This is a genomic window from Limnobacter sp. CACIAM 66H1 (assembly GCF_001601825.1).
Lineage (GTDB): Bacteria > Pseudomonadota > Gammaproteobacteria > Burkholderiales > Burkholderiaceae_B > Limnobacter.
Genome location: NZ_LUJK01000018.1, coordinates 1 through 17,391, shown reverse-complemented (window position 1 = coordinate 17,391; position 17,391 = coordinate 1). Strand labels below are relative to the sequence as shown.

The following is a 17,391-nucleotide window of genomic DNA, read 5'->3' as shown; positions in this document are numbered from 1 at the left end:
ATCGCTTTATTCAGGAAGTGGGCACCCAGGCAAAGGTGAGATTCTTGAAGCAATTCATCTTCGGGTTCACCACCATGCAAGCCATACAATTAGATGCCACACCCAAACACGACTTCCGCTTTCCGGAAACTGTTGAGCTTCAAATGGCAGCTCCATTGCAGGAGAGCGATGTCAACCTTGATGACGCTTTGGCAGTGGTATTGAACGCAGTGCGGCAAAGCAGAAACCCATATGCAATGGACGCCTTGGGTACCTTGCTGGGTTACATGGAAAACCTGGAAAGAAAACAGCAGGCCAGCCAAAGTACCCAAAACTGGGTGACCCTGGCCAACCCAATCACCATGAGCCTTTAACGTACTGCCTGGTACGAACGGCGATCAACAGCACAAGGCCTTGCGCCAGAAAACCCAACCCACTCCACATGGGCAATGACAGGCCCCACAGGGGAGGGTAGTCATCGGTACACAAACCGTCGGCCATGAACATATCTGGCCAGTACTGCACCCAGGGCAATGCATTCAAGGTGTTTTGTAACGGGTCTACGCCACAGGTCTGAGCCGGGTTGGACAACACCCACACATGGTAGAAAGCCACACCCGCACCGCCTGCAAAGCCAAGCAGCGCCAACATCACGAACACCGCTGACCACATGCTCTTTCGGCTGGTCAAAGCAATGCCAAGAAAACCCAGGGCAGTTGCAATGTAGGCATAACGCTGAATGATGCACAAAGGGCATGGAAACCATTCTTTGCTGATTTGAAAGAAAAGTGCTGCACCCAGCGCACCAAGACTTATTGCCAGGCCAAGGCCTGCCCAGGGTCGTGCTGAAGAATATTGCATGATTTATTGTTTGCTTTTAACCCAGTCCTGGGTCGATTGAAAAACGGCACCCATGGCTGACAAGTAACGCAGAGTTGCCTCCCCCAGCGGGTTGTGCTCCATGCACAGAAAAGCAAACCTCAGTTTTTTAAAGCCGATAGTGCCCGCCGCGCCCGCGCTGCGGTGTGCCATCGATTTAAATGCCTTCTCATCCATCGAAAAAGGATCGAAACCGGGTACGAACCAGATTTCGCGGGTTTCCTCAAAAAACTCCGCTGCAAACTCCTGCAGCATTTCAAGCCCCAGTTCATTCTCGAGGCGTCCCCATTGATCATCATCAATCAAGGGTTGTTGTTCCAATTCTTGTTCAGAATACATGGCAAGTACTCATTGAGTTTGTTGTGTTTTTTTTATTCCTGTTCAAAGGATACTATTTCATTGATCAAATAAATGCCTTAAAAGCCTATACTGAAGCGTACTTCGTTGAATTTTCACAACCATCAAGACATGAGCAACGCATTAGAACAATTGAAACAAGCCACCACTGTGGTGGCTGATACGGGTGATTTTCAGGCCATGGCCGCCTTTCTTCCCCAAGACGCCACCACCAACCCGTCGCTGATTTTAAAAGCAGTTCAAAAACCACAATATTTGCCACTGCTGGAGCAGATCAAGATTGCGTATGGCCATGAGCCGCTTGAACTGCAAACGGATCGTCTGCTGGTGGCATTCGGCACTGAAATCCTGAAAATCATTCCTGGTCGTGTTTCAACGGAAGTGGACGCAAGGCTAAGCTTCGACACGGAGGCCACCATTGCCCGCTCCAAGCGAATCGTATCCCTGTACCGAGCCGAAGGTATCGATACTGAAAAACGCCTGTTGATCAAAATCGCCTCCACCTGGGAGGGTATTCAAGCAGCCAGGATTCTTGAAGCCGAGGGTATTCATTGCAACCTCACACTCCTGTTCTCGCCCATTCAGGCGCATGCTTGCGCCAAAGCCGGTGTTCAATTGATTTCACCTTTTGTGGGTCGAATTTATGACTGGTACAAAAAATCGGTCGGCAGCAATTGGGATGAGGCGGCCAATGCGGGCGTGAACGACCCCGGCGTGCAATCGGTACGCCGCATTTATGCCTATTACAAACAGAATGAAATTCGCACGGAAGTGATGGGGGCCAGCTTTCGCAATGCAGGACAAATCAAGGCGCTTGCGGGTTGCGACCTGCTCACCATCAGCCCTGAATTGTTGGCTGAGCTGCGGGCGGACGATGCACCACTGAAGGTTGACTTGGGCATTGATTGGGCACTTGCACAGCCACGTGAAACATTCCCCGACGGCGAAGCGGCTTTTCGCTTTGAACTGAATGCAGATGCCATGGGCACTGAGAAACTGGCGGAAGGCATTCGGGCATTTGTGAAAGATTCGGTTACGCTGGATGGGTTGTTGAAAGCGTGAGGTGTTGGTGAGGCGCAGATTTGCAGCAGCATCGCATCAACTCCCCACAATTCAAATCACCCCACCATCCTTCATCTGCTGAATCTCTTCAGCCGAATAACCCAGTCCCGCCAACACTTGCTCGTTGTGCTCACCCAGCTTGGGCCCAAGCCAACGGGTTTGCCCCGGCGTGTCGCTTAGCTTGGGCACAATGCCCGGCACTTTCAAAGTACGGTCATCGCCAAAGGCATGTTCTTCAATCATGCCGCGTGCAGCAAATTGCGGGTCGCGCACAATGTCTTCAATGCTGTAAATTTTGCTGACTGGCACGTCGGCGTTTTCGAGCACCTCAAGTGCCTCATCAATGCTGCGTTCCTTGCACCACTGGGCAATGGTGTTGTCAATCAACTCGGTGTGGCGAACTCTGCCATCGTTGCTGGCCATGTCAGGGTTCTCCGCGAAATCGCTTCGACCAATTGCCACCATCAGGCGCTTGAAAATGGCATCACCATTGCCACCAATCACAATGAATCCGCCGCATCCGCAAGTGTAGGTGTTCGACGGCACAATGCCTGGCAAGCTGGCCCCCGAGCGCTTGCGCACCACACCTGCAAAGTCATATTCAGGCAACAGGCTTTCCATCATGTTAAACACCGACTCGTACAGGGCCACGTCCACAACCTGCCCCTTGCCTGTTTTGTGGCGGTGTTGCAAAGCCAACAGCGCGCCAATTACCGCATGCAAACCAGCCAGTGAATCGCCAATCGAAATCCCCACACGCACTGGTGGGCGATCAGTGTCACCGCTTAAAAACCGCATGCCCCCAATCGATTCCGCAATCGCACCAAAACCGGGGCGGTCTTTGTAGGGGCCAGTTTGACCATAGCCGCTCAAGCGAACCACAATCAGGCCCGGGTTCATGGCCTGCAGTTGTTCGGGACTCAAGCCCCACTTTTCGAGTTGGCCTGGGCGGAAATTTTCCACCAGCATGTCGGCGCTTTCGATCAGCTTGCGCAATACAGCCAGCCCTTCTTCGGCTTTTAAATTCAGGGTAATTGATTTCTTGTTGCGGGCCTGCACAGCCCACCACAGGGAATTGCCCTCGTGCAGCACGCGCCATTTGCGAATCGGATCGCCACTGCCCGGGGTTTCAACCTTGATGACTTCGGCACCAAATTCGCCAAGCATTCGGCTCGCAAAAGGCCCGGCAATCAGTGACCCCAATTCAAGCACACGGATGCCTGCCAAAGGACCAAGGTTGGTGGTGGAAGATTGCTCAGAAGGATTGGTCATGGAAAGCCGCTGGCAAAAATAAAAGAGTTATTCCGGGTCAGAGCCCAACTGACGGCGGTCCAACAAAGCCCGCGCCACGGTGCTGGGGTCGGTGTATTCAAGCTCACCGCCAATGGGCACACCACGGGCAAGGCGACTTACTTTCAATGCCATTCGGCGAATTCGATCGGTGAGAAACACGGCTGTGGCCTCACCCTCGTTGGTGAAGTTGGTGGCCAGAATGACTTCTTTGACCTCGCTGTCGTCCAGGCGTTGGCTAAGCTTTGGCCAGTCCAAGGACTCAGGGCGCACTCCGTCCAGGGGCGATGCCCTGCCCATCAGCACGTAGTAGTAACCGCGATAGGTTTGCGTGGCCTCAATGGCAGCGAGGTCTGCAGGTGTTTCAACCACACACAACAAACCCGGATTGCGGCGGGTGTCGCTGCAAATAGAGCACACATCCGCATGACAAAAGTTGTTGCACATGCTGCAGTGGCGTATTTCCGCCACCGCTTTCAGCAGTGATTCGCCAAGCGCAGTCGCAGCTTGACGATCATTTTGCAACAAATGAAAAGCCAGGCGTTGCGCAGACTTCGGCCCCACGCCGGGCAAACGCTTGAGCGCCCGCACCAGATCAACCAAGGGGTCGAGGCCATCAAAGGCGTCAAACGCGGAACGGCTCATGGGTATTAATTATCATGGGTATTAATTAAAATGGCATTTTGAAGCCGGGAGGCATTGGGAAACCGGCCGTGACTGAGGACATTTTTTCAGTCATGGTGGCTTCGGCCTTGCGCACTGCATCGTTAAAGGCCGCGGCCACGAGGTCTTCCAGCATGTCCTTGTCTTCGCCCAACAGCGATGGGTCAATGGTAATGCGCTTGCAGTCATGCTTGCAGGTCATCACCACTTTCACCATGCCACCGCCCGATTGCCCTTCCACTTCAAGCGCACCAATCTCGGCCTGCATTTTGGCCATCTTTTCCTGCATTTGCTGGGCTTGTTTCATCAAGCCGGCCAGTTGGCCTTTCATCATGTTCATGTCGAAATCTCTCCTGTCAAATGTCGGCTGGGCCTGTGTTGCTCAGCGTGCGTTCTGAACCTGAGACCACAGTTGCGCCCATCAAGTTCTGAATGTCTTTTAAAAACGGATCTTCCTGTAAAGCCAGCTTGGCCCCTTCCAGAGCTTGCCTGCGGGTTTCACTTTGAACTGCGTGTGCGGTTTGCTGCGCCTCGCCAAACTGCATTTGCAAACGCACGGCAGTTCCATAGTATTGGCCCAGCGCACCCTCCAGACGGGTCACCATGCTGGGTTCGGTGTAAGCCTTGATCGCTGTGCGCAACACAATTTGCAGCACTTCGCCATCACGGCTGGCCTCGACCAGTTCGGCCTGTACCAGTGCCTGTCGTGTTAAACCTTTGGCAGGAACTTCCTGGGATACTTGCGGCCAGTTGGCAGCACTGGGCAAATCGCCGCTGGCCGACTGGATATAAACCGGTTGCGGCTTGAATTCGGATGCGGTTGCGGATGCAGACACGACAGGTTTTGATTGAGCCACCGGCAAATCATCGGCTGTGTCCCACGGCGGGGACTCATCGAATTCCTCCACAAGCACAGGCGATGGGCCCTTGGGTGTGATCGACTCCATGACAGGCGCAGCAGGGACCTCAGCGGGAACCTCAACAGGCATTGCAGGCACAGCAGCCACCACTGGCTTAGCCGCAGCGGGTTTGGCAGCCAACAGGGGAACGGTCGCTTTGATGGCTGCTGGAGCCAAGGGTGCAGAACGCGTCACAGCGCTGTGCCCACCTGGCTTGAAGGCCAGCATGCGGATCAAGGCCATGGAAAACCCGATGGATTCCTCTGGGGCCAGGTGCAATTCAGCCCGAGCATGTGTGGCAATTTGATAAATCAATTGCAGGTCTTCAGCACCAAAGGCAGCTTGCAGGTGCTGCAACGCAGCCTGGTCAGGGTCTTCGGAATCAAGGCCGCCCGCAAAGTGCGCCACCGAAAGCCGGTAAGCAACGGCGGCCAGTTCATCTAGAATGGCACCAAAAGGCGCACTGGCTGTGGCCAGCGCATTGCTCAATTCAAGCAATGCCTTGGCATCGCCAACAGCCAAGGCTTGCAATAACTGGTGCACCACTTGCTGATCCACGGCGCCCAGCATGGTTCGAACGGTTTCCTCACCCACATGGCCCGCGCTGTAAGCAATGGCCTGGTCGGTCAGCGACAGCGCATCACGTACACTGCCGCGCGCGGCCTTGGCCAAGAGGCGCAGCGCACCCGGCTCAAAGGCAATTTGTTCCTCGGAAAGAATGTGAGCCAGGTGGTCTGCGAGCTGGTCGGGCGGCAATTGACGCAAGGCGAACTGCAGGCAACGCGACAAGACTGTGGCCGGTATTTTTTGCGGGTCGGTCGTGGCCAGAATAAACAACACATGGCCTGGTGGCTCTTCCAGCGTTTTCAGCATGGCGTTGAACGCACTGGTGGACAGCATGTGCACTTCGTCGATGACATACACCTTGTAGCGGCCTGCGGTAGGCGCATACATGGCGTTCTCGAGCAGGGCACGCATCTCATCCACGCGCGTGTTGGTGGCTGCATCCACTTCCAGCAAATCGACAAAACGACCTTGGCTGATTTCCACACAGGCCTGGCACTTCCCACAAGGCGTGCGGCCAATGCCCTGCTCGCAGTTCACGGCGCGGGCCAAAATTCGGGCAATGGTGGTTTTGCCCACACCACGGGTTCCCGTGAACAGGTAGGCATGATGAAGGCGTTGATTGTCGAGTGCGTGGGAGAGGGCTTTGACCACATGGGCCTGGCCCACCAGCGAATCAAAGTCTCGCGGTCGCCATTTTCGTGCCAAAGCCTGAGATACGGTTTGATTCATTCAGATTGGGTCCAGCAGTTGGGTCCAACAAATTAAGAGGCGAGCCAGAACCCCGGCACTGACTTCACGGTTGTGGCTGCTTCCTTCCGGACCTGACCAGGTTGGCCGCTACGCCATGCGGGGAGGCCCGCCAGACTGAATTCTACACCGAAGTCAGCCAGTGAACTTCGCCGTGCCGGTCAATCAGTGCAGCTTGTGTGGGGACAGGCTTGTTGCCCTTGTTCAACGTGAGGTCAACTAAACCCACGTATTCAATCACTTGCCGGGTATAGCCTTCCAAATTGTCTGAATTAACAGCCCATTTGTAGTCAAGCACCAGAAAACGGTCGGGCAACTCGAGCACCCGGTCAGCCCGCAGCGACCGTCCATCGCCCAACACCCACTCCAGTTCATTGAACACCCGATTCTTGTTGGCCTTTGCCCCTTGCAACCAGGGCTGCAAATCCGATTTGTTGACCAGCAACTGGCAGGCTTGCTGCACATGCGACAATTCATCGTCCTGCAAACGCTGGAATACGGACTCGCAACGCAACTGCACCTGCGCCCACCAAACGTCGAACGACATGTCTTTCAATTCATCGACCCATTCCAGCGCGGCATGCCAAGCCGTACCTTTGCGCAGTTCAGGTGAGGTTAATCGGGGTACCACCTTGCCCACCGGCGTGTTCAACGCCTTGAGCACCGGAAATTGAGGACGAACCCACACCGCGGGCGGGTCAAACAAGCCAGTCAATTCTGTTTGTGCCGGCCCCGGCACGGTAGTGTGCCGGGAGCTTTCAGGCACAGGCCAGTTTTCATGGACCTGGGTGGCGAAAGGCGACAAGCGCTCGTACCACCCCTTGCTTGCGCCGCGTTTTTCACTGCCACTCAAATGAATGGAATACCGGGCCCGGGTCAATGCCACATACAGCAAGTGGTCCTCTTCATCGACATAGGCTTGCTGTTCAATCGTTTGCGCAGCCGCGCGGCCAGGGCTCGGGTTGTTCAGGTTGCCCATCACTGTGACTGCGCTGGGGTGCGATTCACCCAAAGCCCAATCGATCAGCAAACCTGCATTGCTTCCACCGGGTTTGGGCGAGGAATTGGCATCGAACAGCCACACATGGTTTGCCTCCAGACCCTTGGCGGAATGTACGGTCATGATGCGCAGCACATCGGGGTTGTTGGCTGCGCCTTCGCTGTCGGAGCTGGCATAGGTTTGCAGTTTCACCGCCTCATCCAAAGCGTGCTGCAGGCTTGGAAAACGCCCCTTGTTCAAACCCAGTGCCCAAGCTTTCAACCAATCCCAGTGCTCAGCCATCATGACCCGCTGGCGCGGTGACGCACAATTCAAGTATTTTTCAGAGGCACCTGTATCAGTGACCACCTTTGAAAGTGTTTCAAACAGCGGCAAGGCGCGCGCCATGCGCAGCCATTCTGACAATTGCGCATGCAGGTTCGCCCAAGGCCATTCACCCTTGCCTGCCAACACCTCGAGGGTGCTCCACACCGTAGTGGTCTTGCTTGTTTTGCCGGCCTGTATCAGCGTCTGAAATTGCGGGGAAGAAAGACCAATGAGTGGGCAACGCAACAACTGCAACAAGTACAGATTGGCATGTGGATCATTTAAAAAACCAAGCAAGGCGATGGTGTCAGACCACACCGGGGAGGTATAACGCTCGCCTTTGTCTTTGATGGTGTAAGCCAGGCCAGCCTCACGCAGGGCAGCCATGAGGGGTACACCACTTTTGTGGGCGCGCACCAACACCATCACTTCACTCAAATGCTTGATGCATCCGTTTTTCAGCCAGTGTTGCAGGGTGTTCACCACGCGCTGCGCTTCATCCGGGCCTTCGTCTTCTTTGAGCAGCTTGGGATACACATTCAAGCCACTCAGCGTTGATTCACTTTTCCCAGCCAAACTGGTGTGTGTGCGAAAGGCAGTTTGCCCCCGCGTTTGCCCCGGCTCAAACACGGTATTGACCACATCAACCACAGACTGCGCACACCGCCGTGTTGAATCCGATTCCAAAGTTTTGGCTGCGAAGTTTTCAACCAGCCAAGCGCGCGCGTGGTTGAACAATCGGGCCTCCGCCCGTCGAAAACGGTAAATTGATTGCTTCGGATCTCCCACCAAAAACACACTGGGCTTGTCATCACCACTGTAGTCTTGCAACCAGAGTTTCAAGATATTCCACTGCACCGGATTGGTGTCTTGAAATTCATCGACCAGCAAATGACGCACACGCGTGTCCAGTTTTTGCTGCATGTAAGCACGCTGTTCATCATTCATCAACATGCGCAATGCGGTCGCTTCAAGGTCATCGAAATCGCACAAACCCTGCTCAAGCTTGATTGATTTGTACGTGTCAAACAGCGGCTCAATCAATTGCGCCAAAGCAGCTGTGGCCTGCATATCAAGCTGGTCTTTTTCAAGTTGCAAAGCCTGTGCAGTTTTCAGGGCCAGACCTTCAAGGGTTTGCACATACAGTGTTTCGTCCACTGCAGTTTTCTGCCCTGCGGTGATCTTGAAAAAGTTTTTGCTCGGTTCATTTTTTGCAGTCAAACAAACCGCTTTCAACTGATCAAATACCTCTGCTGCGTCAGCGCCCTCGCGCAGCGCAGTCAGCGCCTTTTCAATGTCTATAGCATGGCCCTGTTGCTTGGCTGTGCCCAAGGACAGCCACCGTGCAGCCTGTTGCCATTGATCCAGATAATGCTTGTTGTTCAACACCTCAACAGGCCATTGCTCGCCTTCATCAATGCCAAACACCGTGTTCAATGGCGGCGCATCGCTGTTGCCCAACCACAAACTACAAGCCACACGATTGCTGAGCGCATGCTGCAATACCTGACGCACCACCGCGCGGTCCATTTGTGAGGCCAGCGTGTCAAAGGCTGGCAGCAATTCCGATTGATCATTCAACAAATTGGCGGTGAACACATCAATGGCCATGTCCATCCAGAACTCGGTTTGATCGGTGGGTTCACTTTGCCTTGAAAAGCCACTGGCCAAGGGTGCCATTTGGCACAACGATGCGAACCAGCCGTGAAAGGTGTCAATGGTCACCCCCCGTGAATTGGTCAACACCTCTCCCGCCAGTTCACGCGCTTTATTCAGGTTTGCCTGATTGGCCACGGCACCACGTTCGGTCAACAAAACGCTCAGCTTGTCGTCACTCAACAAGGCACATTCACGCAATAAGCCAAACAGGCGTTCCTGCATTTCCTGTGCGGCTTTGCGGGTGAAGGTAATCGCCAAAATTTGATCAGGCCTTGCACCACTTAACAGCAAACGAAACAGGCGTGCGGTCAACAACCAGGTTTTACCACTGCCCGCACAAGCCTCCACAACAACGCTGTTGGCGGGGTCGCAGGCAATCGAGGTGAATTTACTCATCGTCGCCCTCGTCGCCAGCCACGCCATCATTAAACAAAGGGTGAGTTTCAGGCCTGCACACGCCGCGCACATCGCAGTATTCGCAGGCATCGCCCGGGTTGGCTTGCCATACCGCCCGGCCTTCAAAAAACAAATCCAGTTCACTGGACAGTTCACTGATCAACACCTCGCCCCAAGACTGAAAACCCTGTTCACGGTGCTCATCATCCAAAGGCGGAAAACTGACCCAATCCACCTTGTCCTTGTGCAAGCCCAGAAAATCAAGCCGCGCACCTGGGTTGTTCAACATGGCCTGATAGGCAGGCAATTGAGGCTGGCTTAAAGGGTCTTCCAATCGTCTTTTCAAGACAGCCGGGTTGGTGAATTTAATGTCGGCGATGGCCAGTGCATCGCCCCGGAAATCCAGCCTGTCAACACGGCCTTTCAATGTGAGGGTAGCACCGCTCGGTTGAAGCACCAGGGTGTGTTCAAGTTGCTGCTCTGCTCCCTTGAATTGCCAGCCCTGAATTTGACGTTCCATCAATTTACCAGCAAGGCGCGGCACGATTTGATCAAAAAATTTCAGAAACGGGTACACCGTCGCACGATCGTCCAGTTCGAGCTTGTCCCACACCCACTGGGCATGGTCCAGCAAGGCCTGCTTCCACGCTTGTAGTTGGTTCACGGGCTGACCTGGCAAAGCCATATGCTGCGCGGTTTTCTCCAGCACCTTGTGCACAAAAATTCCGCGCAGCTGTTCGTAGCGCATGGCGCTCTCATTACGCTGGGCAGGCCAGGGCAAAGCGTGTTTCAAACCAAAGCGGAGGCGGCAGGCCTTCCAGTCGTCCAGCGCTGTGACCTTGAGTGAATCCGGTATTGAGCCCAAATCGCTCAGGGCAGTCAGTTGCAAAGCCTGCTCGGGCGTTTCGCGCACTTCAATTTCACAATTGCCCGGTGCGCGATACCACTTTGTGGACCAATGTTCCGAATGGCTTTCAGCATCTCGCAACACAATATCCAGCCACATCAATTCGGGCAACAACATCTCTGGTTTGCCAGCCACCTGAGCACTGTGTACCAAGGTGACCTCATCGCTGTACAACAGCAATTCGTACAGGGCGGATATTTTTTGTATGCGTGCCAGGCGCGGGCCGGGAAAACCCAGTTCCTGCGCCACAGCAGGCGGCAACAAACCGGGTGGGCTCTCTTGAAAATGCGATTGTGCGCAACCCAAGACCAACACGCGGCTGAATTGCCGCATGCGCGTGCTCAGCAAGGGCACCATGCGTACGGGGCTCTCAATGTCCAGCGGACGAAAACGCTGTGACTCAGCCCAACTGCGCCAGGCCGCCAGAAATTCCTGTGCGTCAAATTCGGTCTGTGCGGGCACCCGCTGCATCAAACCCAACACGGTCAAAAGTTGTTGCCCCGCCTCATCTGGCCCCAAGGCTTCGTTCAAACCATGTTTTTCGAACAGGCCCAAAAAGGCACAAGCCCACCGCGCCAGCGTGTACCGGCTCCCTGTTTTACCAAAAGCCCAAGGCTCTGTTTGTTCGATAGGCAAACCTGAGAAAGGCTGGGCGATGGCCGTGAGCTCGCCTTGCTCAGCAAACTGTTGCAACAGCTGGTCAAACCAGCCAGCCACATTGGATGTGGACAAACGCCAACCGGTGCGGTCATCCACCGACACACCGACATCAGCGAGCAGCGCGACCATGCGGCGTGCAGCCAAACGATCAAGCACAGCGACTGCAATTTCGCTGGCCGGGTCTTCGCGCAACCAACTCAGAATTTGATGCGCGGCTTGCTGGGCCTGTGTGGTTTCGTCGGGGGCCACTTGCAACGCCACTGGACTGTTCTGGCCTTCAAAACGCTTCGCCCCCAGAATTTGCCAGGGTTGCGCCCCCTCAATGTTGGCAAGCTTGAAAACTTTCACCGGAACCTCGGGATAAAACTGCTCAAGCCACAAGCCAGGCACCGTCTCGCCGTCGTCAAACCACACTACCTGCTCAGGCGGCTGCCCCCCCGGTTCGGTTGGTTTGGGCAGCAGGTTCATCAGCTCGCTGGCGTAGGTTTGAGCCAGTGTGGCCACCACTTGGGCCTCTTCAGCGGCGAAAGCATTGTTCTCTGAATATTGAACCAGCGCGCTGGTGTTGCGTTTTTGCACCAACACCTGTCGCAACGCCAACTCCAGATATTCCTGTGCCAAACCCCACAATTGCGAGGGCGATGACCCACCACTTAGCAGAGGCAATTGTCGCAACACCCCCACCAAATCAGCTTGCAGGGTCAACCAGGGACCAAGGGCTGCAGGCTGGCTCAGACGGTCTGCGGTTTGAATCCAGGGCCCCAGTGTGGCCCGGCCAGCATGGTGCTGCGCCCAAAGTTGTTTAAAGCCACCCACCGTCTCGATTCGGGGCATGATCCACAAGACTCGCCCGGCCTCAAGACCCGATTGGTTCAGCCAGTCAAAGGCCTTGGCAAAAGGAGTGCCTTGAAAAGGATCGATGGAAACGGGGTGTAGGGTCAAAGCGTGTATGTGTTGTTAAGTCAATTAAAACGAGCACGGGTTTGTGTTTCAGTTCGATTTCGCTGTACCATTCAGAATAGCATTTTCTTAAATGAAGAACTTTCATGGTCTGCGCGTGTGCTTTAATCACCCGGACATGCTTTGTGAATACCCTCCAAAGCAATTACCCACTTGAGGATTTAAATGAGCAGTGACCTGATCAAACACGTCAGTGACGCATCTTTCGACAGCGATGTTTTGAAAACCGACGGCCCAGTGCTGGTGGATTATTGGGCTGAATGGTGTGGTCCTTGCAAAATGATCGCGCCAATTCTTGATGATTTGTCCTCTGAATACCAGGGCAAACTGCAAATCGCCAAGATGAACGTCGACGAAAACTCGGAAACACCCGCCAAGTACGGCATCCGCGGCATTCCAACCTTGATGTTGTTCAAGAATGGTGCAGTGGTGGCTACGAAAGTAGGCGCGTTGTCCAAATCACAGCTGGCTGCTTTTATCGACAGCCACCTGTAATACAATATTGATTGAGTAGCCCGGCGTGTGCCGGGCATCGAACCCCCTCACTGCAGCACAACCCCCACCCTTCGTTAACCTGTTTACCTCGCGGCGTTCGCCACCTACACAAATAGCCAAACATGTATCTATCTGAACTCAAAACGCAACACGTCTCTGCCCTGCTTGAAGTGGCTGGTGGCCTCGAAATTGAAAACGCCAACCGCATGCGCAAGCAGGAATTGATGTTCGCAATCCTGAAAAAACGTGCCAAAAACGGCGAACAAATTTTTGGTGACGGCGTGCTCGAAGTATTGCCGGATGGCTTTGGCTTCCTGCGCTCACCGGAAACTTCCTATCTGGCCAGCCCGGACGACATTTACATTTCCCCCAGCCAGATCCGCCGCTTCAACCTGCATACGGGTGACAGCATTGAAGGTGAGGTACGCACCCCGAAAGACGGTGAGCGTTATTTTGCGCTGGTGAAAGTGGACAAGGTCAACGGCGAAGCGCCTGAGGCCAGCAAACACAAAATTCTGTTTGAAAACCTGACGCCGCTGCACCCCAACCAGCCATTGAAGCTGGAACGCGACATGCGCGGTGAAGAGAACAACACGGGCCGTATCATTGACCTGGTGGCACCCATTGGCAAGGGCCAGCGAGGTTTGCTGGTAGCCCCGCCGAAATCAGGTAAAACCGTGATGCTGCAGCATATTGCCCACGCAATCACCGCCAATCACCCCGACATCACCTTGATTGTGTTGCTGATCGATGAACGCCCCGAAGAAGTAACGGAAATGATGCGCTCCGTGCGTGGCGAAGTGATCGCCTCCACATTCGATGAACCCGCGACCCGCCACGTGCAGGTTGCAGAAATGGTGATTGAAAAGGCCAAGCGACTGGTTGAGCACAAGCGCGATGTCGTCATCCTGCTCGATTCCATTACCCGTTTGGCCCGTGCGTACAACACCGTCGTGCCGTCTTCTGGCAAGGTGCTGACCGGTGGTGTAGATGCCAACGCCCTGCACCGCCCCAAACGATTCTTCGGCGCCGCCCGAAACATTGAAGAAGGTGGTTCGCTCACAATCATCGCAACTGCACTGGTAGACACTGGCAGCCGCATGGATGAAGTGATTTACGAAGAATTCAAGGGCACCGGTAACATGGAAATTCACATGGAACGCCGTATGGCCGAAAAACGTGTGTACCCGGCCATCAACATCAACCGTTCTTCCACACGCCGCGAAGAACTGCTGATCAAGCCCGATCTGCTGCAGAAGATTTGGGTACTGCGCCGCTTGCTGCACGACATGGACGAAATTGCTGCGATGGAATTCCTGATGGACAAGATCCGTCAAACGAAAAACAACGCAGAATTTTTCGAGATGATGAAGAAGTAAAGCGGATCATCTTTTCAAAGCAAAGCCCATGCTGCAGTTGCACCATGGGCTTTTTTAATTGCACAATCAGTCAACCCACCCCACTAAGGAGCGTTCACATGAATCGCGTTTTCTCTCTGTTCACCCTGATGTTTGCGCTGGCTCTCAGCGGCTGCGGATATAACACCATTCAAACCAATGACGAACAAGTGAAAGCAGCCTGGGCAGAAGTGTTGAACCAGTATCAGCGCCGGGCCGACCTGGTGCCCAACCTGGTAAATGTAGTCAAGGCAGAGGCCAATTTTGAGCAGGAAACTCTGACCCAGGTAGTTGAAGCGCGCTCAAAAGCAACTTCAATTCAGGCCACCCCGGAACTGATCAACGACCCAGACGCTTTCAACAAGTTTCAACAAGCTCAAGGAGAACTGAGCGGAGCCCTGTCACGGTTGTTGCTGATCACCGAGAACTACCCGAATTTGAAAGCAAACCAGGGATTTCGTGATTTGCAAACGCAGCTTGAGGGTACGGAAAACAGGATTACAGTGGCCCGCAACCGTTACATCAAATCGGTTCAGGATTACAATGTGACCGTGCGCTCATTCCCCAATAATCTCACCGCCATGGTAATGGGTTACGACGTCAAACCCAGCTTCACGGTTGAGAATGAAGCGGCAATTTCCAAGCCACCCACTGTGGACTTCGGCACCAAGTGATGATCGCCATCCGTCATACTTTCGGCCAATTTTTGCTGTATGCAATCGCCCTTCTTGCACCGGGCTTGTTGTGGGCCGATGAAATACCGGTGCCCCCTTTAAGCGCTCAAGTGGTGGACACCACCGGCACGCTGAGCCAGCAACAGAAGGTTGCGCTGATCCAAAAATTGCAGGTGTTTGAGGCCAGCAAAGGCAGCCAGATTGCGGTGCTACTGGTGCCGACCACTCAACCTGAGGCAATTGAACAATACGCCTTGCGCGTGGCCGAACAATGGAAAATTGGGCGCAAGAATATTGATGATGGTGCAATTTTGGTGGTGGCCCTGCAAGACCGTGCGCTGCGCATTGAGGTGGGCTATGGCCTTGAAGGTGCCCTCACCGACATTACTTCGAAACGAATCATTGAAGAAGTGATTGTGCCTCTGTTTCGCCGGGGTGATATTGCGGGCGGTGTGTCGGCCGGGGTGGATCAGATGATGAGGGTCATTGAAGGCGAGCCACTGCCTGAACCCCAAGCGCAGGCGACGGAAAACAGCGTCAAAGACCCCATCGAGGATATCGCACCCGTGTTGTTCATGCTCTCGCTGTTCGTGGGTGGGTTCTTGCGCAAAGCAATTGGCAAGTTACCGGCGGCAGTGCTCACAGGCAGTTTGGTGTTCGTGGTGGCTTGGCTGTTTGCAGGAGTAATCATTTTTGCACTGCTCGCCTCAGCCGTAGCTGCCCTGCTTACCCTCTTTGGGAGTTCGGTGGGGGGTATCGGCGGCGGACGTGGTGGCTTTGGCCGAAGTAGCGGAGGCTTTGGTGGGGGTGGCGGCTTCAGCGGTGGCGGCGGTGGTTTTGGAGGCGGTGGTGCCTCAGGAAGGTGGTAAACATGGGTTTCAAGCGAATCTACACACACCTGATGACTGCTGAACGCCACGTGCGAAGGATCTTTAAGCGTGAACAACTGGATCATCTGGCCCATGCGATCAAAACCAGTGAGATGCTCCACTCCGGGGAAATTCGGGTCGCCGTGGAAAGCTCGCTTGAACTGCAACCCTTGCTAAGGCAACAAACACCTCGAGAACGCGCCATTGAGGTGTTTAGCGAGTTGCATGTCTGGGACACCGAACTGAACAACGGGGTGCTCATTTACGTCTTGTTGGCCGACCATGCCATCGAAATCGTTGCCGATCGAGGCATTCATGCCAAAGTAGGCAACGCTTATTGGGAAGAATTGTGCAAGGAAGTTGGACGCGCTTTCAGGGAAGGACAATTTGAAGCCGGGGTGATGGACTGTATCGAGGCCGTGAGCAAACAACTGATCGAACACTTTCCACACAAGGGGGGTGGCAAGAATGAACTTCCCGACACCCCGGTTGTGATTGGCTGATTATCGGGTGCCAGCTTACATCGCCTGGATTGGGCAGCTTTTGGGCACAGTGTACCCCTCAGGCAAACTGCACTCGGAGGCTTTGCCATCGATCGAGCAGCGCACCTTTTTCAACAAGCGCAAGGCGCAACCGTCATACACGCCATCTTTGCTCAAGCTGATTCGGGCTTCCCTCATCATGGTGGTGTATTCCACCTTGTCAGCCTCGCTCATTTTCAGCCAGGCTTTGTCTGGAATTTGCCGGTCAATTTTTTTCACCGCATCCAAGGCCTTGGGCATTTCCTGTGCGACAAAAGCACGCAACTTCTGGCCAGAACCTGGCTGAAATTTCGACTTCCGCAAAATGATTTGGTAGGTCACCATGGCCACCGGGAGCTGAATAATTGCGCCACGCTTGCCAAGGCCCTTGTAGAGTTCAAGAGGTGAATAGGCGATAGAGGGCGCCACAATTATATCCACCGCACCATTGTTGAACATCGAACCATAATTGGAAACGTCAGCGGAAATTGGTTGTGCGCCAACCTGCTCAATCAGCCTGCGCTGGGATTCATCGTGCGACAACGCAGCCACTCGCTTGCCCGCGGCCTTGGCCAGGGAATTGATTTCACGATCGCGCACAAACACATACGCAGTTCCAAAAGGCAGTACACCACCCACTTCAAAATCGCTTTGCTGCATCACACTTTGCAACTGAGGACTACCCATGGACCTCAAAGCCAACAACACTGCATCGTAATTGGGCAAACCACCAATCGCATCCAGGCTGCCGGTGAAACTGTTGTATTTCCGGGTTCGAATACCGGTGGCCACCAAGCCATCACACACACCAATTTCAAAGTCTTTGGCAGCTACTGATTCGTTGGTATACACCACAGGCTTGAAGCCATAACCGTTTTTTCGGCCCTCAAGCGCGTACTCTTGAGCCAGATTAAAAATAGGTCCTTTGGCACCGAGCAAATCGAATACGCAAATGTTGGGCTCTTGACCGCTAACCGTTTGAGCACGTGCCGTGTTCTGGAAGGCCAGAAAAACCAACATCATTAAACTGAAAACAGCTGCGATACGCAGGCTGTTTTTTAAACATGCATTCATCATTTTTTTCCTGTTTGCAAGGCACACAGG

General features: G+C 54.1%; 16 protein-coding genes and 1 other RNA gene. 7 read left to right on the top strand and 10 right to left on the bottom strand.

Translation table 11 applies throughout. The features are described 5' to 3' along the window. The first annotated feature begins 44 nt into the window (after window positions 1-44). On the top strand, window positions 45-353 hold the full coding sequence (locus A0129_RS07100; RefSeq protein WP_291713691.1) for a hypothetical protein: 309 nt from the start codon (window positions 45-47) through the stop codon (window positions 351-353). On the opposite strand, the gene A0129_RS07095 is transcribed toward A0129_RS07100, so the two are convergent. Both A0129_RS07095 and A0129_RS07090 read right to left on the bottom strand, forming a co-directional pair. Then, entirely contained in the window at window positions 337-840 is a 504-nt protein-coding gene (locus A0129_RS07095; protein ID WP_291713689.1) for a disulfide bond formation protein B, read from the bottom strand. The two genes, A0129_RS07100 and A0129_RS07095, sit on opposite strands and share 17 nt — an antisense overlap. A gap of 3 nt (window positions 841-843) precedes the next feature. Beyond that, the gene (locus A0129_RS07090) at window positions 844-1,197 is read right to left on the bottom strand and encodes a hypothetical protein (RefSeq protein WP_291713687.1); all 354 of its coding nucleotides are present in this window, start codon (window positions 1,195-1,197) and stop codon (window positions 844-846) included. A 129-nt stretch (window positions 1,198-1,326) separates the two neighbouring features. On the opposite strand from A0129_RS07090, the gene tal reads away from it, so the two are divergent. Continuing rightward, entirely contained in the window at window positions 1,327-2,277 is a 951-nt protein-coding gene (gene tal / locus A0129_RS07085) for a transaldolase (RefSeq protein WP_291713685.1), read from the top strand. Between the two features lie 51 nt (window positions 2,278-2,328). Here tal and A0129_RS07080 read toward each other — a convergent pair whose 3' ends face one another. The 7 genes from A0129_RS07080 to A0129_RS07050 form a co-directional block, all read right to left on the bottom strand. Further along, entirely contained in the window at window positions 2,329-3,549 is a 1,221-nt protein-coding gene (locus A0129_RS07080) for a CaiB/BaiF CoA-transferase family protein (RefSeq protein WP_291713683.1), read from the bottom strand. Window positions 3,550-3,576: 27 nt separating this feature from the next. Continuing rightward, window positions 3,577-4,212 carry a recombination mediator RecR gene (gene recR, locus A0129_RS07075; RefSeq protein ID WP_291713681.1) on the bottom strand — a complete coding sequence of 212 codons (636 nt, stop codon included), beginning with the start codon at window positions 4,210-4,212 and terminating at the stop codon, window positions 3,577-3,579. A gap of 25 nt (window positions 4,213-4,237) precedes the next feature. After that, entirely contained in the window at window positions 4,238-4,564 is a 327-nt protein-coding gene (locus tag A0129_RS07070; RefSeq protein ID WP_040512993.1) for a YbaB/EbfC family nucleoid-associated protein, read from the bottom strand. Window positions 4,565-4,586: 22 nt separating this feature from the next. After that, window positions 4,587-6,425, bottom strand: a complete 1,839-nt coding sequence (gene dnaX, locus A0129_RS07065; RefSeq protein WP_291713679.1) for a DNA polymerase III subunit gamma/tau — start codon at window positions 6,423-6,425, stop codon at window positions 4,587-4,589. A 35-nt stretch (window positions 6,426-6,460) separates the two neighbouring features. Next, window positions 6,461-6,557: signal recognition particle sRNA small type (ffs, locus tag A0129_RS07060), an RNA gene on the bottom strand. A 10-nt stretch (window positions 6,558-6,567) separates the two neighbouring features. Then, window positions 6,568-9,804 carry an exodeoxyribonuclease V subunit beta gene (locus tag A0129_RS07055; protein WP_291713678.1) on the bottom strand — a complete coding sequence of 1,079 codons (3,237 nt, stop codon included), beginning with the start codon at window positions 9,802-9,804 and terminating at the stop codon, window positions 6,568-6,570. Continuing rightward, complete coding sequence (locus tag A0129_RS07050) at window positions 9,797-12,313, bottom strand: PD-(D/E)XK nuclease family protein (RefSeq protein WP_291713676.1); 2,517 nt, start codon at window positions 12,311-12,313, stop codon at window positions 9,797-9,799. The genes A0129_RS07055 and A0129_RS07050 overlap by 8 nt, the downstream gene beginning before the upstream one ends. 183 nt (window positions 12,314-12,496) lie before the next feature. On the opposite strand from A0129_RS07050, the gene trxA reads away from it, so the two are divergent. The 5 genes from trxA to A0129_RS07025 all read left to right on the top strand — a co-directional run bounded on the left by trxA (window position 12,497) and on the right by A0129_RS07025 (window position 16,269). Further along, window positions 12,497-12,826: a thioredoxin TrxA gene (trxA, locus tag A0129_RS07045; RefSeq protein WP_291713674.1), complete on the top strand. Its 330-nt coding sequence runs from the start codon at window positions 12,497-12,499 to the stop codon at window positions 12,824-12,826. A gap of 122 nt (window positions 12,827-12,948) precedes the next feature. Next, on the top strand, window positions 12,949-14,205 hold the full coding sequence (gene rho / locus A0129_RS07040; RefSeq protein ID WP_008250210.1) for a transcription termination factor Rho: 1,257 nt from the start codon (window positions 12,949-12,951) through the stop codon (window positions 14,203-14,205). A gap of 98 nt (window positions 14,206-14,303) precedes the next feature. After that, on the top strand, window positions 14,304-14,897 hold the full coding sequence (locus tag A0129_RS07035) for a LemA family protein (RefSeq protein WP_291713671.1): 594 nt from the start codon (window positions 14,304-14,306) through the stop codon (window positions 14,895-14,897). Next, entirely contained in the window at window positions 14,897-15,766 is an 870-nt protein-coding gene (locus A0129_RS07030) for a YgcG family protein (protein WP_291713669.1), read from the top strand. Before A0129_RS07035 ends, A0129_RS07030 begins: the two co-directional genes overlap by 1 nt. Window positions 15,767-15,768: 2 nt before the next feature. Continuing rightward, a complete protein-coding gene (locus A0129_RS07025; RefSeq protein WP_291713666.1) occupies window positions 15,769-16,269 on the top strand; it encodes a TPM domain-containing protein in 501 nt (166 codons plus the stop codon). 15 nt (window positions 16,270-16,284) lie between these two features. Here the strand turns inward: A0129_RS07025 and A0129_RS07020 are convergent. Continuing rightward, a partial coding sequence (locus A0129_RS07020; protein ID WP_291713664.1) for a putative solute-binding protein occupies window positions 16,285-17,391 on the bottom strand: 1,107 nt, incomplete at its 5' end.